The sequence below is a fragment of the Streptomyces sp. cf386 genome (genome assembly GCF_900103585.1).
Taxonomy (GTDB): Bacteria; Actinomycetota; Actinomycetes; order Streptomycetales; family Streptomycetaceae; genus Streptomyces.
Genome location: NZ_FNHV01000008.1, coordinates 254,773 through 276,561 on the forward strand (window position 1 = coordinate 254,773; position 21,789 = coordinate 276,561).

Sequence of the window (21,789 nt, forward strand, 5' to 3'; positions counted from 1 at the left end):
TCCCTTCTTCTAGAACCTGTTCTATCTTGACGCTCCGTCAGATCGCCGTGTGTGTCGGAGGGCAGGGACCGTGGACTTCACCTTCACCGAGGAGCAGCAGGCGGCGGCCGAGGCGGCGCGCGGGGTGTTCGCCGGGGTCGCGCCGGACGCGGTGCCCTCGCCCGCGCTCACCCCGGGCGCCGTCGCCGACGAATTCGACCGCCCCCTGTGGCGCCGCCTCGCGGACGCGGACCTGCTGAGCCTGCAGCTCGCGGAGGAGTACGGCGGGGCCGGCCTCGACGCCATCGCACTGTGCCTGGTGCTGCGCGAGTCGGCGAAGGTGCTGGCCCGGGTGCCGCTGCTGGAGAGCAGCGCGGCAGTGGCGGCCGTCCAGGCGTACGGCGGCCCCGAGCTGAAGGCCGAGCTCCTCGCCCAGGCGGGGCGCGGGGAGGTCGTGCTGACGGTCGCCGCGCACGGCCGCACCGGCCACGACCCGGCCGAGCTCGCGGTGACCGCTCGGCAGGACGGCCCCGGGTGGGTGCTGGACGGCGTCCAGACCGCGGTGCCCTGGGCATACGACGCCGATCTCGTCGTCGTGCCGGCCCGTACGGCCACCGACCGGACCGTCCTCGCGCTGGTGCCGCGCGATGCGGAGGGGCTCTCGCTCGCCGAGCAGTTCTCGACCAGCGGGGAGCGGCTGGGGGAGCTGCGGCTGGAGTCGGTGCGGACGGCGGCCCGCGATGTCATCGACACCGAGGGGGCGTGGGAGTGGCTACGGGAGCTGCTGACCACCGGGACGTGTGCGCTGGCGCTCGGGCTGGGTGAGCGGGTGCTGGGGATGACCTCCGACTACGCGAGCAAGCGGGAGCAGTTCGGGCATCCGATCGCCACGTTCCAGGCGGTCGCCGTGCAGTCCGCCGACCGCTACATCGACCTGCGCGCGATGGAGGCCACGCTGTGGCAGGCCGCGTGGCGGATCGCCTCGGGGGCACCGGGAGCCCTGCCCGCCTCCGGGGACGTGGCCGTGGCCAAGATCTGGGCCTCGGACGGCGTACGGCGGATCGTGCAGACTGCCCAGCATCTGCACGGCGGCTTCGGCGCCGACGTCGACTATCCGCTGCACCGGTACCACGCCTGGGCCAAGCACCTGGAGCTGGCGCTCGGCCCGGCGGCGGCACACGAGGAGGCGCTGGGGGAGCTGCTGGCGGCGCATCCGCTGGGATAGCTCCACGGCGGACGCGCAGGTCGGTCAGAGCACGAACCCCTGCTTGCCCTCGTCCGTCACGACGGGACGTCCCTCGGCTGCCCACACCTGCATGCCACCGTCGACGTTCACGGCGTCGATGCCCTGCTGGACGAGGTACATCGCGACCTGGGCGGAACGCCCACCGGAGCGACAGATGACATGCACGCGGCCGTCCTGCGGGGCGGCCTCGGTCAGCTCGCCGTAGCGGGCCACGAACTCGCTGATGGGGATGTGCAGGGCGCCTTCGGCATGCCCCGCCTGCCACTCGTCGTCCTCGCGGACGTCCAGCAGGAAGTCCTCGTCCTTGAGGCCCGCGACCTCGACCGTGGGCACGCCAGATCCGAAATGCATGACTCCGACGCTACCTGACGGGTGCGGGTTCGTTGAGGGGTCCTCAGAGGGAGGCCCCTGGGTTGCCCCAGTCCCTCTAGCCGAGCAAGGCCGCCAGCTCCGCCTCCCGCTCCGCGACCTGGGCCAGGAGCTGTTCGGCGATCTCTTCGAGGAGGCGGTCCGGCTCGTCCGGGGCGAGGCGGAGCATCGCGCCGATCGCGCTCTCCTCCAGCTCCTTCGCGACCAGGGCGAGCATCTCCTTGCGCTGGGCCAGCCATTCGAGACGGGCGTAGAGCTCCTCGGCAGGGGTCGGGCCCTGCTCCTTGGGCGCGGGGCCCGCGGCCCACTCCTCGGCCAGCTCCCGCAGAAGCGCCTCGTCGCCTCGGGCGTAGGCCGCGTTGACGCGGGTGATGAACTCCTCGCGCCGGGCACGCTCGGCATCTTCCTGGGCGAGGTCGGGGTGGGCCTTGCGGGCCAGCTCGCGGTAGAGCTTGCGGGCCTCGTCGCTGGGGCGCACCCGCTGCGGCGGCCGTACCGGCTGCTCCGTGAGCATCGCCTCGGCCTCCGGGAACAGTCCGCTGCCGTCCATCCAGCCGTGGAACAGCTCCTCGACGCCGGGCATCGGCAGCACGCGCGCGCGTGCCTCGTCGGCCTTGCGGATGTCCTCGGGGTCGCCGGTGCGGGCGGCCGTGGCCTCGGCGATGCAGGCGTCCAGCTCGTCGAGGCGGGCGTACATCGGGCCGAGCTTCTGGTGGTGCAACCGGGAGAAGTTCTCCACCTCGACGCGGAAGGTCTCCACCGCGATCTCGTACTCGATCAACGCCTGCTCGGCGGCCCGCACGGCCCGCTCCAGCCGCTCCTCGGGCCGACCGGCCCCGTCCTCGGCCGTCACCTGCGCCTCACCACCCTGCTCAGCTCCATCGGCGGGCACTTCGGCACCGCCCCGCGTCCCCGCACCAACGGGCTCGACCTGGGACTGCTCAGCTTCCGGCGTCGTCACCCGACCAGCGTAGGCCACACCCCGCCCGGCCCTCCGTGCACTCCGGCCGGGTCGACAACCCCGGTCAGCCCACCGGGCTCGCGGTCACCGGGCTCGCGGTCACCGAACCCGCCGCCGAGGTCGAGGTACTTCACCGACCCCTCGCCGAGAGCAAACCGCCCCTCACACTCCCACCTCCGCCGCGATCCGCCCGGCCCGAACCGCCGACACCAGTGCCGCGTGATCCGCCTCCGTGCGGTCGGCGTAGGCGACGGCGAAGTCGGCGATCGCCTCGTCCAGTTCCTCGTTCTTGCCGCAGTAGCCGGAGATCAGGCGGGGGTCGACGCTGTGGGAGTGGGCGCGCGCCAGGAGGGCGCCGGTCATGCGGGCGTAGTCGTCTATCTGGTCGGTGGCCAGCTCGGCCGGGTCGACGCTGCCCTTGCGGTTGCGGAACTGGCGGACCTGGAAGGGGAGCCCGTCGACCGTCGTCCAGCCCAGCAGTATGTCGCTGACCACCTGCATTCGCTTCTGGCCGATCACCACGCGCCGCCCCTCGTGGTCCACCTCCGGCACCTCGAAGCCGGCGGTCACCAGGTGCGGGACGAGGGCCGAGGAGCGGGCCTCCTTCACCTGGAGGACCAGCGACTCGCCCCGGTGGTCCAGGAGCAGGACGACGTACGAGCGAGTGCCCACGCTGCCTGTGCCCACCACGCGGAACGCCACGTCGTGCACCGCGTGGCGGGAGAGGAGGGGGTGGCGGTCCTCGGACAGCGAGGTGACGTAGCTCTCCAGCGACGCCGCCACGACGGCCGCCTCCGCGTCCGGGACCCGACGCAGTACCGGCGGTGCGTCGACGAAGCGACGGCCGCCGTCCTCGGTTGTCTCGGTCGACTTCGCGGCGAAACGCCCGCTGGTGTTGGCCCGCGCCTTCTCCGCGACCCGCTCCAGCGTGCCGAGCAGGTCATGGGCGTCGGTGTGGGAGACGAGCTCCTCGTCCGCGATCGCGTTCCACGCGTCCAGCACCGGGAGCTTGGCCAGCAGCCGCATGGTGCGCCGGTAGGCACCGACCGTGTCGTTGGCCGCCTTACGGCAGGCGTCCTCTCCCGCACCGGCCTCGCGGCCCGCGAGCACGAGCGAGGCGGCGAGCCGCTTGAGGTCCCACTCCCAGGGGCCGTACAGCGTCTCGTCGAAGTCGTTCAGATCGATGACCAGCCCGCCGCGCGCGTCCGCGTACAGCCCGAAGTTCCCCGCGTGCGCGTCGCCGCAGATCTGGGCGCGGATCCGGGTCATGGGGGTGCGGGCGAGGTCGTACGCCATGAGCCCCGCCGAGCCGCGCAGGAACGCGAAGGGCGTCGCCGCCATCCGCCCGACCCTTATCGGCGTGAGCTCGGGAAGGCGTCCCAGGTTGGACTCCTCCACGGCGGCCACCGCGTCGGGGCGGCCGGCGTCTATGTCGAGACTCGCGTGCTCGGCGCGCGGCACCCGGCTGCGCAGCGCCTTGCCCTCTTCCTTGGGAGACCCGCCGCCGGGCCACTCGGCGAAACCGCCCACCCGGGGCAGCCGCCGCGCCACGGACTTCGACGGCGCCTCGGACGTCACCGCAGCAGCCTCCACCGCGGCCTCGGCACCACCCGCCGCACCCGCCGCAGCCCCAGCACCGACCTCGGCCATACGACCGCCTCCCCCGCTCACGCACGAACATCAACTCGTGCCGACGTTACAACCGGTGGCCGAAAGTCGTCAGACCCTGTGGACAACTCCACGCATGTGGAAAACCCGCACGGCGGAACGCCGGTCTCAGCAACCCCTGTCGTGCCGCCTCAGCAGCCCACGCCCTGCTGCCCCAGCAACCCGGCCCACTGCCTCAGCAACCCGGGCAGCCCGGTGCCGAAGCAACCGCAGCCCCTGTCGTGCCGCCTCAGCAGCCCTCCGCCCGCTCCCCGTCCGGCAGATACCTCTTCGCCCATCCCCCGAGTTCGGCGAGCGCGGGCTCCAGCGCGGCCCCCGCCTCCGTCAGCCGGTACACGACCCGAAGCGGCGGCCCCTCGAACACCTCGCGCACCACGAGTCCCGCGGCCGCCAGCTCGGTGAGCCGGTCGGAGAGCATGCGCTCGCTGATGCCGGGGACGGCCCGGCGCAGGGCGACGAAGTACGCGGGCCCGGCGGTCAGGACGGACACGATCGGGCCGGTCCAGCGCTTTCCGAGCAACTGGAAGACGCGGTTGATGCCCTCGTCGACCTTCTTGCACGCCGCTACGTCGTGACTCTGCTCACCCGCCGCCATGCCTCCAGCGTACTGCCCTGCCGTACGGGGATGAAAAAAAGTAAGTGACTGTGTTATCCATAGTCGAGTACGAATTCTCAGCCCCCTCGCTAGGGGCACCCGACCCTCGGCACGTGCGCCTTTCCGTGCCCGTCCCCTCTGGAGACCCCCATGGCCACGCTCCTGCACATCGACTCCTCGGTCTTCCCGGCCGACGCCTCCTCCTCCCGCGCCGTCACGGACGCCTTCCGGCGCACCTGGCAGGAACAGCACCCCGAGGGCACGGTGATCCACCGCGACCTCGCCACGAACCCGGTGCCGCACATCACGGCCCACTCCCACACCGCCGGCTTCTCCGATCCGGCCACGCACAGCCCCGAGCAGGCCGCCGCCTTCGCGGAGCGGCTGAAGCTGATCGAGGAGCTGGAGCGCGCGGACGCCGTGCTGATCGGCGCCCCGATGTACAACCTGACGATCCCGTCGACGCTGAAGGCCTGGTTGGACAACGTGGTCCTGATGGGCCGTACGGCGGGCAACGCCCAGTCGGTCAAGGGCACCCCGGTCACCGTGGTCGCCAGCCGGGGCGGCGCATACGGACCGGGCACGCCGCGTGAGGGCTACGAGTACGTGCAGAACTACCTGTCGGCGATCCTCACCGACTTCCTCGGCGCCGACCTCCAGTTCATCGTCCCGGAGCTGACCATGGCCCCGGTCAACCCGGACATGGCCGACCTGGTCCCCCTCTTCGAGGCCTCCCGCGAACGCGCCCTCGAAGAGGCCGCGACGAAGGCGAAGCAGGTGGCGCAGCGGCTCGTGGCGTAGCCCAGGCTCGCGCCCGGCACAGCTCGGGCTCACGACGTGGCGGCGTTCGACGGCCGCACGCGCGCGTGCCGGGGAGTCGAAGCCGGCCACCACGCCTCACCGGCTGTCTTCGACTCCCCGCACCGGCACACCCGTCGACGCCCCCGTCGGATCCCCCGCCCCCTGCTTCCCCACCGACGGCAGACACAGCGCCACAACCAGCCCGACCACCGCGAGCACGGTGACCCGCGCCACATACGTTCCTCGGCGCTCCGCCCCTCCCCAGGGACGCACGCCCCGCCCCTCACCCACGCCCGTCCTCCACTCGCCGCTCATCCCCGACCCGCCGCTCGCTCTTCACGCGCTCCTCGCCCTTCGCCGACCGCTCACCCCGCGCCGACCGCCCCACTCGCCGGGCAGCCGCAACCAGCTCTGTGCGGCGGAACCACACCGCCAGGACCAGCGGATAGACCAGGTAGCCGAACCGCGTCGCCGGTATCAGGCACATCGCCAGGCCCAACCCGATCGCCAGCCGGTCCGCCGCCGCGACGACCGTCCGGGGCGGACGTACCGCCAATGACACCGCCACGCCGGCCGCGGCTGCCGCGAGGGCGGCCATGGCGAGGACGGAGCCGCCGGGGACGTACGTGGCCAGCAGGTATCCCGGCAAGGGGCTGGCCGCAGGAGAGCGCACCCCGCCCTCGCCGAGCGGGAAGAGCACCACATGCTCGACGAAGGCGTGCGGGTCCGTCAGGGCCACCGGCACCACGGCCAGCGCGGCCACCAGCACGGCGACGATCCCGGCCCGTACGGCCGCCCGCCGCCCCGCCGTCATCGCGAGCAGCACCAGCCCCACCGGCAGCAGCGGCCAGGCGGTCCACTTCAACGCGGCCGCCGCCCCCATCGCGAGCCCGGCCGCCGTACCGGACCCGCCCCGGCCGGCCAGCGCCAGCCCCAGGCACATCAGCCCGATCACCGGCAGGTCGACCCCGCCGACGGCCAGCGGCAGCGCGACGGCCGGGAAGGCCGCGAGAAACAGCACGGCGTCCGCACTCGACGCCCTGTGCGCCGGACCCACGCCCAGAACCCCGTCTGCCGACCTTGCCCCCGAAGTCCCGCCCCGCCGAGAGGAGTTACGGCCCGTCCCTCGCGCCGCGACCGCCATGCACGCCAGGAACGCCGCGCAGAACCACACCCGGGCGTCCGCGAGCGGCGTGCCGCCGAACAGCGCGTGGGGTATCCCGAAGAGCGCCATGCCGGGCAGGTAAGGGTTGTAGTCGTCGACGTCGGACGGGTGCGGCAGGTAGGGGCTCCCGGAGTCCAGCAGCAGTCCGCCGGAGTGCTCGACGACGTGCACCTCGGACTGCCCGGCACCCACCGCGACCATCAGTGCCAGCGGGACCACGACGGAACCGAGCAGCGCGGCGATTGCACCGCGCCGGCTCCAGGGGCGCGGCGAGCGACGGGCGAGCTCCGCCGCGACGGCGTACCCGACGGCCGCGCAGGCCCCCCAGATCCGGTGCGGGGTGAGCGACGTGACCACGGCCAGCGCCAGCGCGAAGCCCGCGCACCCGAGCCAGAACAGCACGTCGCGACGCACACGAGGGCCCTTGCCGGACGACGCACGGCCGGCCTGGGAAGGCCCCTGTCGGGCAGGGGCGAGGACGGAGCCGCCGGGGCGGACTCCGGCGACGAAGGTGACTGACTCGGGTGGCATCGGTGGGCTCCTGGGGAAGGGGAGCTCCAATCTCGCGCCGGAACCACATCGGCCACCTCGGCCGAACGGCCACCGTTCACGGCCCCCGGAACCAGCGGCTCAGCCGAAAGACCGACGACCACCGGGCACCCCGGCGAACCCCGGTGAACACCCGCGAACACCGACCGGTTGACCGACCACGGACACGGCACCGGCACAATCACCGCATGCATCTGATCTCCGTCGTCCTCGTCGCCCTCATGGCGCTGCTGCACGTCTACATCCTGGTTCTGGAGATGTTCCTGTGGCAGCGCGGCCCGGGCCGCAGCTTCTCCGGCTTCGACGCCGAGCTGGCCCGCTCCACCGCGACGCTGGCGGCCAACCAGGGTCTCTACAACGGCTTCCTGGCCGCGGGCCTGGTCTGGGGCCTGATCGCCGACGACCCGACCGGCTACCGGGTCCAGATCTTCTTCCTGTCCTGCATCGTCGTCGCGGGCGTCTACGGCGCGGCCACCGCCAACCGCCGCATCCTCTTCGCCCAGGCCCTGCCCGCCGCCGTGACCCTCGCCACGGTCATCGCGGCCGGCTGAACCCTGGCCGTGACCTGAGAGCTTCATCACAGGTCACGGCCACACAGGACGCCGTACCGACCACATGTGTCGAACACAACAGAACACCACAGCCGAACACAACAGAAGAGGCGGCATCGTGTCTACGATGCCGCCTCTTCGAGAGTGCGCGAGGGGGGAGTTGAACCCCCACGCCCTTGCGGGCACTGGAACCTGAATCCAGCGCGTCTGCCTATTCCGCCACCCGCGCATTGGGTGTGTCTTCGGGCTCTTCCCTTGCGGTGCGGCGCCTTCCGACATCCAGAACATTAGCACGGCGGCCAGGGTGGGTTCACATCCCTTATCCCTGGGCAGCCGCCCTGCGGCCGCCCACCAGCACAGTCGGCGACCACCCCCGGGCACCGGGCAAACCGCGGCGCCCTCCGCTCCGTATCAACGAGTACCTGTTCACGTATCAACCTCGTACCGGTACCACCCATCTCCCCAGGAGCCGGTCCGGCTCCACAGTCAGGTGCGGGACACTGGTTTGCGGCCGCCTCTACGATCCATGGCAAGACTGTGTCCGTAAGGAGTTCGAAGGGGAGCTCCGAAGGGAACTTCGAGGGCGTCGACACCCGTCGACCGGGCCGACAGGGGGAACCAGCCGATTCACCGGCGCGTGGATACGATCAGTAAGCAGTACCAGGTAAGGCAGTGCCCGCCCCGCGGGACACAGGACGAAGGCAACGACGAAGGAGGTGCCTCATGGGAGTCCTGAAGAAGTTCGAGCAGCGTCTCGAAGGTCTGGTCAACGGCACCTTCGCCAAGGTGTTCAAGTCCGAGGTCCAGCCCGTGGAGATCGCGGGAGCACTCCAGCGCGAGTGCGACAACAACGCCACGATCTGGAACCGCGACCGCACGGTCGTCCCCAATGACTTCATCGTGGAACTGAGCACACCGGACCACGAGCGGCTGAGCCCCTACTCCGGCCAGCTCGGCGACGAGCTCGCCGGCATGGTCCGCGACTACGCCAAGCAGCAGCGCTACACCTTCATGGGCCCGATCAAGGTCAACCTGGAGAAGGCCGACGACCTCGACACCGGCCTGTACCGCGTACGCAGCCGCACCCTCGCCGGCTCCACAGACCAGCAGGGCCCGCAGGGTCCCGCACCCGCCGCCCCTGCCGGGCGGCCCGGCGGGGCACCGGGCGGCTACGGCTACCCGCCGGCCGCCCCACCCGCGAGCGCCCCGCCCATGCCGGCCGCGCCGCCCCCAGGCGGCCGCCCCGGCGGCTACGGCTACCCGCAGCCCGCGGGCGGCCAGCGTCCTCCCGCCGCACCCGCGGCAGGCGGCCGCACCCGCTACTGGATCGAGATCAACGGCACCCGCCATCAGATCTCCCGCGCGACGCTCGTGCTGGGCCGCAGCACCGAGGCCGACGTGCGGATCGACGACCCCGGCGTCTCCCGCCGGCACTGCGAGATCCGGACCGGAACGCCCTCGACGATCCAGGATCTCGGGTCCACCAACGGCATCGTGGTGGACGGGCAGCACACCACCCGCGCTACGCTCCGCGACGGCTCGCGGATCGTCGTGGGCAGCAGCACCATCATTTACCGGCAAGCCGAAGGGTGAAGCGGGGGCAATGTCAGAGCTGACCCTGACGGTCATGCGGCTGGGTTTCCTGGCCGTCCTGTGGCTGTTCGTGATCGTGGCCGTACAGGTCATCCGCAGCGACCTGTTCGGCACGCGCGTCACCCAGCGCGGGTCCAGGCGAGAAGCCGGACGCCAGCAGCAGGCCGCCCGACAGGCGGCACCGCCGCCGCAGCGCGCCCAGCAGAGCGGCGGACGGCAGCGTCGTAACGCCCCCACCAAGCTGGTCGTGTCCGAGGGCACCCTCACCGGCACCACCGTCGCCCTCCAGGGCCAGACCATCACCCTGGGCCGGGCGCACGACAGCACAATCGTGCTGGACGACGACTACGCCTCCAGCCGGCATGCCAGGATCTACCCGGACCGCGACGGCCAGTGGATCGTCGAGGACCTGGGTTCCACCAACGGCACGTATCTCGACCGAACGCGGCTGACGACCCCCACACCGATTCCGCTGGGCGCGCCGATCCGCATCGGCAAGACCGTCATCGAGCTGCGGAAGTAGTCCTACGTCATGAATGAGCGCGAGCGGAGCGAGCACGCAGCGGCGGCCCACACCACGGGCCCCGGCGCGCTCCCGACCGGAGGGTGGGCACCGTGCGGATGTACCCGGAGCCGACGGGCGAGGTGCGCATGAGTCTGTCACTGCGCTTCGCCGCCGGATCGCACAAAGGCATGATCCGGGAGGGCAACGAGGACTCCGGATACGCCGGACCCCGCCTGCTCGCCATCGCCGACGGCATGGGCGGCGCGGCCGCGGGCGAAGTCGCCTCCTCCGAGGCGATCTCCACCATCGTCGCCCTCGACGACGACATCCCCGGCTCCGACGTCCTCACCTCCCTCGGTACGGCCGTCCAGCGCGCCAACGACCAGCTGCGCGCGATGGTCGAGGAGGACCCCCAGCTGGAGGGCATGGGCACCACGCTCACCGCCCTGCTGTGGACCGGCCAGCGCCTCGGCCTCGTCCACGTCGGCGACTCCCGCGCCTACCTGCTGCGCGACGGCGTCCTCACCCAGATCACCCAGGACCACACCTGGGTGCAGCGCCTCGTCGACGAGGGCCGGATCACCGAAGAGGAAGCCACCACCCACCCGCAGCGCTCCCTGCTGATGCGCGCGCTGGGCAGCGGCGACCATGTCGATCCCGACCTGTCCATCCGCGAGGTCCGCGCCGGTGACCGGTACCTGATCTGCTCCGACGGCCTGTCCGGGGTGGTGTCCCACCAGACCCTGGAGGACACCCTCGCCAGCTACCAGGGCCCCCAGGAGACCGTCCAGGAACTCATCCAGCTCGCGCTGCGCGGCGGCGGCCCCGACAACATCACCGTGATCATCGCCGACGTCCTCGACCTGGACACCGGCGACACCCTCGCCGGGCAGCTGTCCGACACCCCGGTCGTCGTCGGCGCGGTCGCCGAGAACCAGCAGCACCATCTGCACGACAACGGCATCATGCAGACCCCCGCCGGACGCGCCTCCGGGCTCGGCCGCCAGGTGCCCGGGCAGGGCGGCGGAGGCGGCGAGTTCGGCCCGCCCGGCTCCGGCGACACCACCGGCTACATCCCCGCGGGCAGCTTCGGCGACTACACCGACGACGACTTCGTCAAGCCCCGCACGGGCCGCAAGTGGCTGAAGAGATCCTTCTACATCGCCCTCGCGCTCGCCGTGATCGGCGGTGGCCTGTACGGCGGCTGGCGCTGGACGCAGACCCAGTACTACGTCGGCGCCAACGGCGACCACGTCGCCCTCTACCGCGGCATCAGCCAGGACCTGGCCTGGGTGTCGCTGTCCGAGGTGGAGAAGGACCACCCCGAGATCGAACTCAAGTACCTGCCGCCGGTCTGGCAGAAGTCGATCTCGGAGACCATCGCGGAGGGCGGTCTGAAGGACGCCCAGAAGAAGATCGACGAGCTCGCCGTGCAGGCCTCCGCGTGCAAGAAGCGCTCCGATCAGCAGGCCACCGAGAGCGAGAAGAACTCCGGGACCGGCGAAGGCGAGGCCGGAGGCACCACGGGAACCAGCCGTACCTCCCTTACGTCCAAGGCGACACCGACGCCGAATCCCTCGGCCTCCACCAAGACCCCGCCCCCGTCCTCCTCCACCTCCCCGACCCCGACTGCGACGCCAAGCCCCGGCCCCACACTCTCGGAGGAAGAGCAGAAGGTCGTCACGAACTGCGGTACGCAGTAGGCAAGCCGTGAGAGGCCCCGTCACACCATGAGCAGTACTACCAACTCGCCGACGCACCACACGTCCACGATCGGCGCGATCGGCGCGCCGAGCCGGCGCAACACCGAACTCGCGCTGCTGGTGTTCGCCGTGGTCATCCCGGTGTTCGCCTACGCCAACGTGGGCCTGGCGATCAACGACAAGGTGCCGGCCGGCCTCCTGAGCTACGGCATAGGCCTCGGCCTCCTCGCCGGCATCGGCCACCTCGTCGTACGGAAATTCGCGCCGTACGCCGACCCACTGCTGCTGCCGCTGGCCACGCTGCTGAACGGACTCGGGCTGGTCGCCATCTGGCGGCTCGACCAGTCGAAACTGCTGCAGTCACTGCCCACGTACATCACGGCCGCGCCCCGACAACTGCTGTACACCGCGCTCGGCATCGCGCTGTTCGTCGTCGTACTGATCTTCCTCAAGGACCACCGCGTCCTGCAGCGCTACACGTACATCTCAATGTTCGTCGCTCTGGTGCTGCTCCTGCTGCCACTGGTGCCCGGACTCGGAGCCGATGTCTTCGGCGCCAAGATCTGGATCCGCGTCCCCGGCCTCGGCTCCGTCCAGCCCGGTGAGTTCGCCAAGATCGTCCTCGCGGTCTTCTTCGCCGGCTACCTGATGGTCAAGCGCGACGCCCTGGCCCTTGCCAGCCGCCGCTTCCTGGGCCTCTACCTGCCGCGCGGCCGCGACCTCGGCCCGATCCTCGTCGTCTGGGCCCTGTCGATCCTCATCCTCGTCTTCGAGACCGACCTCGGCACCTCGCTGCTGTTCTTCGGAATGTTCGTCATCATGCTGTACGTCGCCACCGAGCGGACCAGCTGGATCGTCTTCGGTCTGCTGATGTCCGCGGTCGGCGCCGTCGGCGTGGCGTCCTTCGAGTCCCACATCCAGCAGCGCGTCGACGCCTGGCTCGACCCCATGCGCGAGTACACACTGAGCCAGGCAGGCGTCGTCGGTCACTCCGAGCAGGCCATGCAGGCCCTGTGGGCGTTCGGCTCCGGCGGCACCCTCGGCACCGGCTGGGGCCAGGGCCACTCCGAGCTCATCCGGTTCGCCGCCAACTCCGACTTCATCCTCGCCACGTTCGGCGAGGAGCTCGGCCTGGCCGGCGTCATGGCGCTCCTGCTGCTGTACGCCCTCATCGTGGAACGCGGCGTGCGCACCGCACTCGCCGCACGCGACCCGTTCGGCAAGATGCTCGCCGTCGGCCTGTCCGGCGCCTTCGCCCTCCAGGTCTTCGTCGTGGCCGGCGGTGTCATGGGCCTCATCCCGCTGACGGGTATGACCATGCCGTTCCTGGCCTACGGCGGTTCCTCCGTGCTCGCCAACTGGGCCCTCATCGGCATCCTGATGCGCATCAGCGACACCGCACGCCGTCCGGCACCCGCACCCGCACCCAGCCCCGACGCCGAGATGACGCAGGTGGTCCGACCCTCATGAACAAGCCCCTGCGCCGGATCGCCATCTTCTGCGGCCTCCTCGTCCTCACCCTGCTCATCCGGGACAACTGGCTCCAGTACGTCAAGGCCGACAGCCTCAAGGACGACCCCAAGAACCGCCGCGTCCTCATCGCCCGCTACGCCACACCCCGCGGCGACATCATCGTCGGCGGCAACCCGATCACCGGGCACACGGAGACCACCTCCGGCGACTTCAAGTTCAAGCGCACGTACAAGAACGGCGCGATGTGGGCGCCCGTCACCGGCTTCGTCTCGCAGGCCTACGGCGCCAACCAGCTGGAATCCATCAACGACGGCATCCTCAGCGGCACCGACGACCGGCTCTTCTTCCGCAACACCCTCGACATGATCACGGGCAAGGACAAGGAGGGCGGCAACGTCGTCACCACCCTCAACGCCGCCGCCCAGAAGGCCGCCTACGACGGCCTGAAGAAGCAGGGCGGCAAGGGCGCCGTCGCCGCCATCGAGCCCACCACCGGCAAGATCCTGGCGCTGGCCTCCTTCCCCTCGTACGACCCCTCGACGATCGCCGGCGGCAGCAAGTCCGACGAAGAGGCCTGGGCGAAGCTCCAGAAGAAGGTCAACCCCGACGACCCGATGCTCAACCGGGCCCTGCGCGAGGTCTACCCGCCCGGCTCGACCTTCAAGGTCGTCACCGCGGCCGCGGCCCTGGAGAACGGCCTCTACACGGAGGCGGACCAGAAGACCAAGACGCCGCTGCCGTGGACCATGCCGGGCACCACGACCGTGCTGAAGAACGAAGGCACCATCCCCTGCAAGAACGCCACCCTGCGGGTCGCGCTGCAGTGGTCCTGCAACACCGTCTTCGGCAAGGTCGGCTCCGACCTCGGCAACGAGAAGATGCTGGAAGAAGCCAAGAAGTTCGGCTTCACCGAGGAGCAGTTCACGCCGATCCGCACCAGCGCGTCGGTCTTCTCCGACGACATGAACCCCTCGCAGACCGCGCTGTCCTCCATCGGCCAGTTCAACACCGCCGCCACCCCGCTGCAGATGGCCATGGTCGCCTCGGCCGTCGCCAACGACGGCACGCTGATGAAGCCGTACATGGTCGACGAGGTCCAGACGCACAACCTCGACCCGCTCGAGAAGACCGACCCCGAGGAACTGAGCAAGCCGCTGTCCGCGGAGAACGCGCAGATCCTGCAGTCGATGATGGAGACCGTCGTCGAGGACGGCACCGGCAAGAACGCACAGATCGAAGGCGTCAAGGTGGGCGGCAAGACCGGTACCGCCCAGCACGGCGTGGACAACAGCGAGAACCCCTACGCGTGGTTCATCTCCTACGCCAAGGCCGAGGACGGCAGCTCGCCGGTCGCCGTCGCCGTCGTCATCGAGGACGAGAAGGCGATCCGCGACGACATCTCCGGTGGCGGTCTCGCGGCCCCCATCGCCAAGAGCGTCATGGAGGCGGTCATCAACAGCAAGAAGTGACCCCGCTCACGTCCCCTTCACATCGGTGCACGTTGCGATACCGGTCCTGTATCGGGTTACGGGCTTGGCCAGGTCACACAAGATGAGCCGGGTACGGTATGCCCGGACGGCACACCGACGCACCCACAAGGGTGAGGTCGGGACCGACGGAGAGGGCTGGTAGGTAGCTATGGAAGAGCCGCGTCGCCTCGGCGGCCGGTACGAACTGGGCCAGGTGCTCGGTCGTGGTGGCATGGCGGAGGTCTACCTCGCGCATGACACCCGCCTCGGCCGCACCGTAGCGGTGAAGACGCTGCGCGCGGACCTCGCGCGCGACCCGTCCTTCCAGGCCCGGTTCCGCCGGGAGGCCCAGTCGGCCGCCTCGCTCAACCATCCCGCGATCGTCGCGGTCTACGACACGGGCGAGGACTACATCGACAACGTGTCGATCCCGTACATCGTCATGGAGTACGTGGACGGCTCGACGCTCCGTGAGCTGCTCCACTCCGGCCGCAAGCTGCTGCCGGAGCGCTCCATGGAGATGACCATCGGCATCCTCCAGGCCCTGGAGTACTCGCACCGCAACGGCATCGTCCACCGCGACATCAAGCCGGCCAACGTCATGCTGACCCGCAACGGCCAGGTCAAGGTCATGGACTTCGGCATCGCCCGCGCGATGGGCGACTCCGGCATGACGATGACGCAGACCTCCGCGGTCATCGGCACCGCCCAGTACCTCTCACCGGAGCAGGCGAAGGGCGAGCAGGTCGACAACCGCTCCGACCTGTACTCGACCGGCTGCCTCCTCTACGAGCTGCTGACCGTCCGCCCGCCGTTCGTGGGCGACTCCCCCGTGGCCGTCGCCTACCAGCACGTACGCGAAGAGGCACAGGCACCGTCGGTCTTCGACCCCGAGATCACGCCGGAAATGGACGCCATCGTCCTGAAGGCACTGGTCAAGGACCCGAACTACCGCTACCAGTCGGCCGACGAAATGCGCGCCGACATCGAGGCCTGCCTCGACGGCCAGCCCGTCGCCGCCACCGCCGCCATGGGCTCGGTGGGCTACGGCGGCTACCCCGACGACCAGCCGACCACGGCCCTGCGCGCCACGGACGCCGGCGCCACGTCGATGCTGCCGCCCATGAACCCGGACGACGGCGGCTACGGCTACGACGACCGCGTGGACCGGCGTCGCCAGAAGAAGTCCAACACCTCGACGATCCTGCTGGTCCTCGCCGCGGTGCTGGTCCTCGTGGGCGCCGTGCTGATCGGCAAGTGGGTGTTCGACGGCGACGGCGTGGCCAATGACACGGTGCCGGTGCCGAACTTCAGGGGCCAGACGCTGAGCCAGGCCGAGAAACAGGCGTCCAACAGCGACCTCACGCTGAACCCGACGAAGAAGCCCTGCGAAGACCAGAGCACAGGCAAGATCTGCTCGCAGGACCCGGCGTTCGGGGAGAAGGTCAAGAAGGGCTCCACCGTCAACGTCGTGGTGTCGACCGGTGCCCCGAAGGTCACCGTGCCGGACGTGGAAGGCGTGCAATACGACGAGGCCAAGTCCGACCTCGAGGACAAGGGCTTCAACGTCGAGCAGAAGACCGAGGAGTCCGACCGGACCCCGGGCGTGGTCATCAACCAGGACCCCGAGGGGGGCACCGAGCAGGAGAAGGGCTCCACGATCACCCTCACCGTCGCCAAGGAGGCGGAGAAGTCCGTCGTCCCGGACGTCCTCGGCAAGACCTGTGACGAGGCCAAGGCCCAGATGACGGCGAACAACCTGAGCGGCAACTGCACCGAGGTGGAGACCCAGGACCCGAACCAGGTCGGCAAGGTCATCGGGACCGACCCGCAGATCGGTACCTCGGTCGACAAGAACTCCTCGGTGAACATCCAGATCGGCAAGGCGGCCGAGCAGCAGCAGGTGGCGGTGCCGGGCGTGACCCAGCTGTCCCTGAAGGACGCCAGGAAGGCCATCGAGGGCGCCGGGCTGACGGTGGGCAACATCCAGGGCTCCCAGGACGACAACGCCATCGTCCTCGCCCAGGACCCCCAGCCGAACACCGCGGTCGCCCAGGGCACCGCAGTCAACCTGGTCGCCGTCGACCAGGGCGGCAACAACGGTGGCGGCGACAACGGAGGCCAGGTCTTCGGCGGAATCACCGGAAGTTCGGCCCGCACGGAGGACTGACACCGCACGCACATGACTGAGCCCCGGCGCCCGGAACAGGGCGCCGGGGCTCAGTCATGTCCGGCTGCCGTGACCGCGCACAGCTATCGGACATTCATTCCTTCATCGATCGTGTCTTCTTTTTTCATGACTCGTTGATCGGTTGGGGCGGGGACTCAGAACTCCGCCCCGGCCATACGGCCACACCACGAGTGACGGCCAGAACGTGATCAACGAATCGGCGCTACTGGAGTCGAAGACCCTGCGCGACAGCGTGCTGGAACGAACCGACGTGCTTGACCGGGTGAAGGCGCTGTCGTTGCTGCCGGACGGGATGCATGTGACTACGGCGATGGTGGCGGCGTACTTCGGCGTCACTGTGGAGGCCATCCGAGCCCTCGTGCACGACCATCGAGCTGAGCTGGAGTCGAACGGGTATCGAGTTCTGACAGGCCCTGAACTGAGTGACTTCAAGCAACTCAGTGGCATCCAGTCACGCACACGATCCCTAGCGCTGTTCTCCCGCCGAGCCGTCCTCAACATCGCCATGCTCCTCCGAGACAGCGAAGTCGCACGTCAGGCGCGTGTGTACCTCCTCGACATGGAGTACCTGGCGCGCACACAGCCTGTGGAAAACCCGCCCGCCCCCACAGAGGTCAGCACGCTCGACGACCACATCGACCGGCGCATCACCCACATCCTCGGCAAGACCGTCGTCCCCATGTTCAACGCCCTGATCGCCACCGCCGGCGAACACCGCCACGAACTCATCGAACTCCGCGAGGACATCGAGAACGTCGAACGCAAGCTGTGCTGGCACCACCGGCGCATCAGCACCCGGGAAGGAGAAGTGCCGACCGACAAGGTCAGGGCCTCCATCGCGGCCATGACGTGGCAGGCCTTCGAGCGCCACGTCGCCGACCTACTGCGCCGGGACGGCTGCACGGACGTAGTCCGTACGACAGGCCCGAAGCGACCGGGGCATCGACGTCACCGGACGCACGGCCGACGGCCGCAGGGTGGCCGTCCAGTGCAAGAACCGGGCCGGCCGCAGCACGGTCCCCAGTGCGGACATGCAGAAGTTCGCCGGCGCCGCCCGAGCCCTCGACCAGGTCGACGTCGCCCTGTTCGTCGCCACGTGCAACTTCAGCCACGAAGCGCAGGCGATCGCCGACCTGACCGGCGTCATCACCGTCAACCGCGACGAACTGGAAGCGTGGAGCGCCGGAGTGCGGCTCAAGGCACTGCGCTAGCACCACAGGCAAGGGGCCCGAAGCCGCAAAAGGAAGTTGCGGCTTCGGGCCTCCGTCATGCTAAGTGACAGACCCCCTTCAAGAGGGCCTGTCAGCGCAGTTCCTCCGGCGGAGTCCGCTCCTCATCCACCTTCTCCACCCGCTCCAACTCCCCCCACACGATGTACCGATACCGGCTCGTGTAAATCGGCGTGCAGGTAGTCAGCGTGATGTAGTGCCCCGCCTTCGTCTTGCCCGACTCCTTCGGGATCGCGGAGAGGACCTTGACGTTGTACTTCGAGGTCTCGGGAAGGACGCCGTAGACCTTGTAGACGTACCACTTGTCCTTCGTCTCGAAGACGATCGGGTCGCCCTTCTTGATCTTGTGGATGTTGTGGAACTCGGCGCCATGACCGTCCCGATGCGCGGCGACGGAGAAGTTGCCCTTCTTGCCCGACGTCGGCAGGGTCGCCTTGACCGGGTCGGTGTAGTAGCCGGCGACGCCGTCGTTGAGGATCTTCGACGTCGTGCCCTTCTCGACCAGGATGTCGTCACCGCTCATCGAGGGCACATGCAGGAAGCCGATGCCGTTCTTGGAGTCGAACTCGGCGGGACGGTCGGAGTCGTCGTCCTGGTGGGCCCAGATGTCGCGGACCTTGTCGGCCTGTTTGCTCGCCTCCCGGTCGGCGACGACGTTCGTCCACCACAGGGAGTAGACGACGAACAGGCCGAGCACCAGGCCCGCCGTGATGAGGAGTTCGCCGAAGACGCTGACCGCCATCGCGATCCGGCCCATGCGGCGGCGTGGCCTGCGCGGGGACCCGGGCGCGGCGGTGCGCTCAGCGTGCTCGGTGTCGTCGGTGGTCGCTGCCACGTTCATCTGCCCTTAACTGACGAGCGCATCCGGCTTGCCCTTGCTGCGCGGCCGTTCCTCGACCATCTTGCCCCAGACGATCAACCGGTACTTGCTGGTGAACTCCGGCGTGCACGTGGTGAGTGTGATGTAGCGGCCCTGCTTGGTGAAACCCGCGTCCCGCGGAACCGGGTCCAGCACGCTCACATTGCTCGGCGACGTCACCGGCAGGATCGACGCCATCTTGTACACGTAGTACTTGTCCTGCGTCTCGACGACGATCGCGTCGCCCTGGGCGAGCCGGTTGATGTACCGGAACGGTTCACCGTGGGTGTTGCGATGGCCGGCCAGCCCGAAGTTGCCGGCCTTGTCCTCCGGCATCGCCGTCTTCAGCTTGCCCTCGCCGTAGTGACCGACCATGCCCCGGTCGAGCACCTGCTTGTTGCTGACGCCCTCGGCGATCGGCACGACGACGTCCAGCTTCGGGATGTGCAGGATGGCGAAGCCCTGCCCAGGCTCGAAGCTTCCCGGCGCCCGTTTGCCGCTGGCCCAGTCGTCCTGGAGGCTGCTCGCCTCCTTGTCCGCCTGCGCATGCGCCCGGACGTTCGTCCACCACAGCTGGTAGCTCACGAACAGCAGCATCAGCACACCGGTGGTGATGAACACCTCACCGATCGCCCGACTGGCGAGCACACCCGGACTGGGCCTGCGCGCCCGGGCCTGCCTGCGCGCCTCCACACGGGAGAGAGGAGCCCCCGAGGCCTCGGAACCGCTCTCAGCGGCCTCCGACGCCTGACGTGAGCCTCCATGACGCCCATGACGCCGCTTGGCGGCCTTTCTGCGGGCCGCGCGGCCACCCGTTGGGGTTCCGGTGGCCGAAGTGACGGAAGAGGCGGCAGAAGCCGATATGGACTCGCCCGCGGACGGATCCGGTATCCGCAGCGCCACGGTCTCGTCGTCCGGCGGCGGTAGGTACGGCTCCGCGTACGGCTCTTCGGCCGCAGCGACCCTCTCCGCACCGAGGCCACCAGTGCCGTAACCCACGTGGTCGTAATCCTCGCGGTCGTAACCCTCGCGACCGTAATCCTCTCGGGCGAAATCCTCGCCGCCCTGGCCGTCGGTCCCGTAGCCCTCAGAGCCGTAGCGCTCGCTGCCGTAGCCGTCGGCACCACGCCCCTCGGCGCCGTATCCCTGCGCACCCTGCCCCTGAGCGACGTGGTCCTCCCCGCCGTACCACTCCCCGAGCGCACCGGACCCCTCGTACGGCTGCTGCCCGTACGAGGTGCCCTGGTCGCCGGCGTCACCGAAGGAGTCCGAGAAGGACTCCCCGTATGCGGCGCCGGACTCGCGCTCGGGGCGCAGCGCGGTCACGCCGTGGCCCTGCCCACCACCGGGGCGAGCCCCGTCGACCTCGCCACCGCACCCTGGTCGCCGCACTCCACCAGCCAGTTGGCGAGCATCCGATGACCGTGCTCGGTCAGCACCGACTCGGGGTGGAACTGCACGCCCTCGACCGGAAGTTCACGGTGCCGCAGGCCCATGATGATGCCGTCGTGCGTGCGCGCGGTCACCTCCAGCTCGGCCGGCACCGTCTCCGGCTCGGCGGCGAGGGAGTGATAGCGGGTCGCCGTGAACGGCGTCGGCAGGCCCGCGAAAACGCCCTTGCCCTCGTGCTCGACCAGCGAGGTCTTGCCGTGCAGCAGCTCCGGCGCACGGTCCACGACACCGCCGTACGCCACCTGCATCGACTGCATACCGAGACAGACACCGAACACCGGCACCCCGGTCGAGGCACAGTGGCGCACCATCTCGATGCAGACCCCCGCCTCCTCCGGCGTCCCCGGACCCGGCGACAGCAGCACACCGTCGAAGCCGTCCTGGGCGTGCGCCGTCGACACCTCGTCGTTGCGCAGCACCTCGCACTCGGCGCCCAGCTGGTACAGGTACTGCACCAGGTTGAAGACGAAGCTGTCGTAGTTGTCCACGACCAGAATGCGCGCGCTCACTGGTTGTCCACCGTCACATCGTTGAAGGGCAGAAGCGGTTCGGCCCACGGGAAGACGTAGTTGAACAGGACGTAGACCACGGCCACGACCAGAGCGAGCGAGAGCAGCGCCCTCACCCACACGTTCCCCGGCAGATGCCGCCAGATCCAGCCGTACATGCCGTCCCTTCCGTCGCACCACGGCACCAGACTCACGCCGTACAGCCAACAGACTAACGGCGCAACGCTTCCGGTTTCCCGGCCTCCACAGGCTGCGTGGAGTCCAGATGGGCCCACACGATCAGCCGGTGACTGTGTCCCCACTCCGGATCACACGTGGTCAGGGTCAGATAACGGCCCTCACGCGTGTACCCCGACTTACGGGGCACAGGGCCGATCACCTCAATGTCAGTGGGCAGGGTTTTGTAGGGGCCTTTGTCGATCCGATACGTGAACCAGGTAGTCCCGTCGGTCAGGACCACGGCATCGCCCGGGCGCAGCTTCGGGAAGTCCTTGAAGGGATCGCCATACGTCCGCCGGTGACCGGCCACCGAGAAGTTGCCCTTCTGCCCAAGCTGAGCGGTGCTCCCGTAATGGCCGAGGCCCTTCTTGAGGGTCCCGGTGGCGGTGCCTTCGAGCACCGGCTTGTTCCACGTGAAACCAAGACGCGGGATGTACATGATCGCGAAGGGCTCGTCCTCGGTGTACGGGGCCGGCTTCGACGGACCCGTGGTCGCGCCCGGACTCGCCGAACCGTCGGGCGCCGCAGCGGTCGACCGCACCGCCCCCCGCGCCCACTGCTCCTCCAGCCGATCGATCTGGTCGCCCATGACGTTGTCGGCCTTCACGCCGGTCCAGAACAGGACATAGACGACGAAAAGGACGATCACGGTGCCGACGGTGATGCACAGTTCGCTGACGGTCCTGACGACGACACGCACCGG

At 69.6% G+C, this 21,789-nt stretch carries 23 protein-coding genes and 1 tRNA gene; 10 read left to right on the forward strand and 14 right to left on the reverse strand.

Going from position 1 to position 21,789, the window contains the following annotated elements; all coding sequences use genetic code 11:
* Positions 1 to 70: 70 nt before the first annotated feature.
* On the forward strand, positions 71 to 1,204 hold the full coding sequence (locus BLU79_RS22295) for an acyl-CoA dehydrogenase family protein (protein ID WP_093907611.1): 1,134 nt from the start codon (positions 71 to 73) through the stop codon (positions 1,202 to 1,204).
* A gap of 24 nt (positions 1,205 to 1,228) precedes the next feature.
* On the opposite strand, the gene BLU79_RS22300 is transcribed toward BLU79_RS22295, so the two are convergent.
* The 5 genes from BLU79_RS22300 to BLU79_RS22315 all read right to left on the reverse strand — a co-directional run bounded on the left by BLU79_RS22300 (position 1,229) and on the right by BLU79_RS22315 (position 4,818).
* Entirely contained in the window at positions 1,229 to 1,558 is a 330-nt protein-coding gene (locus BLU79_RS22300; RefSeq protein ID WP_093907612.1) for a rhodanese-like domain-containing protein, read from the reverse strand.
* A 94-nt stretch (positions 1,559 to 1,652) separates the two neighbouring features.
* Positions 1,653 to 2,555: a J domain-containing protein gene (locus tag BLU79_RS22305; protein WP_371131908.1), complete on the reverse strand. Its 903-nt coding sequence runs from the start codon at positions 2,553 to 2,555 to the stop codon at positions 1,653 to 1,655.
* Positions 2,552 to 2,689: a hypothetical protein gene (locus BLU79_RS48325; protein WP_177001131.1), complete on the reverse strand. Its 138-nt coding sequence runs from the start codon at positions 2,687 to 2,689 to the stop codon at positions 2,552 to 2,554. The genes BLU79_RS22305 and BLU79_RS48325 overlap by 4 nt, the downstream gene beginning before the upstream one ends.
* A 28-nt stretch (positions 2,690 to 2,717) precedes the next feature.
* Positions 2,718 to 4,205, reverse strand: a complete 1,488-nt coding sequence (locus BLU79_RS22310) for a DUF2252 domain-containing protein (protein ID WP_093907614.1) — start codon at positions 4,203 to 4,205, stop codon at positions 2,718 to 2,720.
* A 247-nt stretch (positions 4,206 to 4,452) separates the two neighbouring features.
* Positions 4,453 to 4,818, reverse strand: coding sequence for a winged helix-turn-helix transcriptional regulator (locus tag BLU79_RS22315; protein ID WP_093907615.1), 366 nt, complete (start codon positions 4,816 to 4,818; stop codon positions 4,453 to 4,455).
* Between the two features lie 150 nt (positions 4,819 to 4,968).
* On the opposite strand from BLU79_RS22315, the gene BLU79_RS22320 reads away from it, so the two are divergent.
* Positions 4,969 to 5,619, forward strand: a complete 651-nt coding sequence (locus BLU79_RS22320; RefSeq protein ID WP_093907616.1) for an FMN-dependent NADH-azoreductase — start codon at positions 4,969 to 4,971, stop codon at positions 5,617 to 5,619.
* 96 nt (positions 5,620 to 5,715) lie between these two features.
* Here the strand turns inward: BLU79_RS22320 and BLU79_RS48330 are convergent, their stop codons facing one another.
* A complete protein-coding gene (locus BLU79_RS48330; RefSeq protein ID WP_177001132.1) occupies positions 5,716 to 5,853 on the reverse strand; it encodes a hypothetical protein in 138 nt (45 codons plus the stop codon).
* Positions 5,854 to 5,902: 49 nt separating this feature from the next.
* A complete protein-coding gene (locus BLU79_RS22325; protein WP_093907617.1) occupies positions 5,903 to 7,315 on the reverse strand; it encodes a glycosyltransferase 87 family protein in 1,413 nt (470 codons plus the stop codon).
* A 206-nt stretch (positions 7,316 to 7,521) separates the two neighbouring features.
* On the opposite strand from BLU79_RS22325, the gene BLU79_RS22330 reads away from it, so the two are divergent.
* Positions 7,522 to 7,884, forward strand: coding sequence for a DUF1304 domain-containing protein (locus BLU79_RS22330; RefSeq protein ID WP_093907618.1), 363 nt, complete (start codon positions 7,522 to 7,524; stop codon positions 7,882 to 7,884).
* Positions 7,885 to 8,029: 145 nt separating this feature from the next.
* Here the strand turns inward: BLU79_RS22330 and BLU79_RS22335 are convergent.
* Positions 8,030 to 8,113: transfer RNA gene (locus BLU79_RS22335), tRNA-Leu, on the reverse strand.
* A gap of 494 nt (positions 8,114 to 8,607) precedes the next feature.
* On the opposite strand from BLU79_RS22335, the gene BLU79_RS22340 reads away from it, so the two are divergent.
* The 6 genes from BLU79_RS22340 to pknB all read left to right on the forward strand — a co-directional run bounded on the left by BLU79_RS22340 (position 8,608) and on the right by pknB (position 16,797).
* Entirely contained in the window at positions 8,608 to 9,477 is an 870-nt protein-coding gene (locus BLU79_RS22340; protein WP_093907619.1) for an FhaA domain-containing protein, read from the forward strand.
* A 10-nt stretch (positions 9,478 to 9,487) separates the two neighbouring features.
* Entirely contained in the window at positions 9,488 to 10,000 is a 513-nt protein-coding gene (locus BLU79_RS22345) for an FHA domain-containing protein FhaB/FipA (RefSeq protein WP_093907620.1), read from the forward strand.
* Between the two features lie 98 nt (positions 10,001 to 10,098).
* On the forward strand, positions 10,099 to 11,685 hold the full coding sequence (locus BLU79_RS22350) for a Stp1/IreP family PP2C-type Ser/Thr phosphatase (protein ID WP_093907780.1): 1,587 nt from the start codon (positions 10,099 to 10,101) through the stop codon (positions 11,683 to 11,685).
* A 27-nt stretch (positions 11,686 to 11,712) separates the two neighbouring features.
* Positions 11,713 to 13,155, forward strand: coding sequence for an FtsW/RodA/SpoVE family cell cycle protein (locus BLU79_RS22355; RefSeq protein ID WP_093907621.1), 1,443 nt, complete (start codon positions 11,713 to 11,715; stop codon positions 13,153 to 13,155).
* A complete protein-coding gene (locus BLU79_RS22360; RefSeq protein ID WP_093907622.1) occupies positions 13,152 to 14,627 on the forward strand; it encodes a peptidoglycan D,D-transpeptidase FtsI family protein in 1,476 nt (491 codons plus the stop codon). The genes BLU79_RS22355 and BLU79_RS22360 overlap by 4 nt, the downstream gene beginning before the upstream one ends.
* Positions 14,628 to 14,796: 169 nt before the next feature.
* Entirely contained in the window at positions 14,797 to 16,797 is a 2,001-nt protein-coding gene (gene pknB / locus BLU79_RS22370; RefSeq protein ID WP_093907623.1) for a Stk1 family PASTA domain-containing Ser/Thr kinase, read from the forward strand.
* A 487-nt stretch (positions 16,798 to 17,284) separates the two neighbouring features.
* Here pknB and BLU79_RS49190 read toward each other — a convergent pair whose 3' ends face one another.
* Positions 17,285 to 17,689, reverse strand: a complete 405-nt coding sequence (locus BLU79_RS49190) for a hypothetical protein (RefSeq protein WP_256333423.1) — start codon at positions 17,687 to 17,689, stop codon at positions 17,285 to 17,287.
* 106 nt (positions 17,690 to 17,795) lie between these two features.
* On the opposite strand from BLU79_RS49190, the gene BLU79_RS49195 reads away from it, so the two are divergent.
* A complete protein-coding gene (locus BLU79_RS49195) occupies positions 17,796 to 18,029 on the forward strand; it encodes a restriction endonuclease (protein ID WP_256333424.1) in 234 nt (77 codons plus the stop codon).
* A gap of 91 nt (positions 18,030 to 18,120) precedes the next feature.
* Here the strand turns inward: BLU79_RS49195 and BLU79_RS22380 are convergent, their stop codons facing one another.
* Genes BLU79_RS22380 through BLU79_RS22400 form a run of 5 tightly spaced genes read right to left on the reverse strand, consistent with a single transcriptional unit; the run spans position 18,121 to position 21,786 of the window.
* A complete protein-coding gene (locus BLU79_RS22380; RefSeq protein ID WP_371131909.1) occupies positions 18,121 to 18,888 on the reverse strand; it encodes a class E sortase in 768 nt (255 codons plus the stop codon).
* A 6-nt stretch (positions 18,889 to 18,894) separates the two neighbouring features.
* Positions 18,895 to 20,232 (reverse strand): class E sortase, encoded by a 1,338-nt coding sequence (locus tag BLU79_RS22385; protein ID WP_256333425.1) that lies wholly within the window; start codon positions 20,230 to 20,232, stop codon positions 18,895 to 18,897.
* Positions 20,229 to 20,867, reverse strand: a complete 639-nt coding sequence (locus tag BLU79_RS22390; protein WP_093907624.1) for an aminodeoxychorismate/anthranilate synthase component II — start codon at positions 20,865 to 20,867, stop codon at positions 20,229 to 20,231. Before BLU79_RS22390 ends, BLU79_RS22385 begins: the two co-directional genes overlap by 4 nt.
* Complete coding sequence (locus tag BLU79_RS22395) at positions 20,864 to 21,061, reverse strand: hypothetical protein (protein WP_177001111.1); 198 nt, start codon at positions 21,059 to 21,061, stop codon at positions 20,864 to 20,866. Before BLU79_RS22395 ends, BLU79_RS22390 begins: the two co-directional genes overlap by 4 nt.
* 17 nt (positions 21,062 to 21,078) lie before the next feature.
* Complete coding sequence (locus BLU79_RS22400) at positions 21,079 to 21,786, reverse strand: class E sortase (RefSeq protein WP_093907626.1); 708 nt, start codon at positions 21,784 to 21,786, stop codon at positions 21,079 to 21,081.
* Between the last annotated feature and the right edge of the window lie 3 nt (positions 21,787 to 21,789).

What these genes read in the sequence shown, in the direction of transcription:
- BLU79_RS22310 (WP_093907614.1), bottom strand. Translation starts at nt 4,205, where the DNA reads ATGGCCGAGGTCGGTGCTGGGGCTGCGGCGGGTGCGGCGGGTGGTGCC.
- BLU79_RS22315 (WP_093907615.1), bottom strand. Translation starts at nt 4,818, where the DNA reads ATGGCGGCGGGTGAGCAGAGTCACGACGTAGCGGCGTGCAAGAAGGTC.
- BLU79_RS22320 (WP_093907616.1), top strand. Translation starts at nt 4,969, where the DNA reads ATGGCCACGCTCCTGCACATCGACTCCTCGGTCTTCCCGGCCGACGCC.
- BLU79_RS22325 (WP_093907617.1), bottom strand. Translation starts at nt 7,315, where the DNA reads ATGCCACCCGAGTCAGTCACCTTCGTCGCCGGAGTCCGCCCCGGCGGC.
- BLU79_RS22330 (WP_093907618.1), top strand. Translation starts at nt 7,522, where the DNA reads ATGCATCTGATCTCCGTCGTCCTCGTCGCCCTCATGGCGCTGCTGCAC.
- BLU79_RS22340 (WP_093907619.1), top strand. Translation starts at nt 8,608, where the DNA reads ATGGGAGTCCTGAAGAAGTTCGAGCAGCGTCTCGAAGGTCTGGTCAAC.
- BLU79_RS22345 (WP_093907620.1), top strand. Translation starts at nt 9,488, where the DNA reads ATGTCAGAGCTGACCCTGACGGTCATGCGGCTGGGTTTCCTGGCCGTC.
- BLU79_RS22350 (WP_093907780.1), top strand. Translation starts at nt 10,099, where the DNA reads ATGTACCCGGAGCCGACGGGCGAGGTGCGCATGAGTCTGTCACTGCGC.
- BLU79_RS22355 (WP_093907621.1), top strand. Translation starts at nt 11,713, where the DNA reads ATGAGCAGTACTACCAACTCGCCGACGCACCACACGTCCACGATCGGC.
- BLU79_RS22360 (WP_093907622.1), top strand. Translation starts at nt 13,152, where the DNA reads ATGAACAAGCCCCTGCGCCGGATCGCCATCTTCTGCGGCCTCCTCGTC.
- pknB (WP_093907623.1), top strand. Translation starts at nt 14,797, where the DNA reads ATGGAAGAGCCGCGTCGCCTCGGCGGCCGGTACGAACTGGGCCAGGTG.
- BLU79_RS22380 (WP_371131909.1), bottom strand. Translation starts at nt 18,888, where the DNA reads ATGAACGTGGCAGCGACCACCGACGACACCGAGCACGCTGAGCGCACC.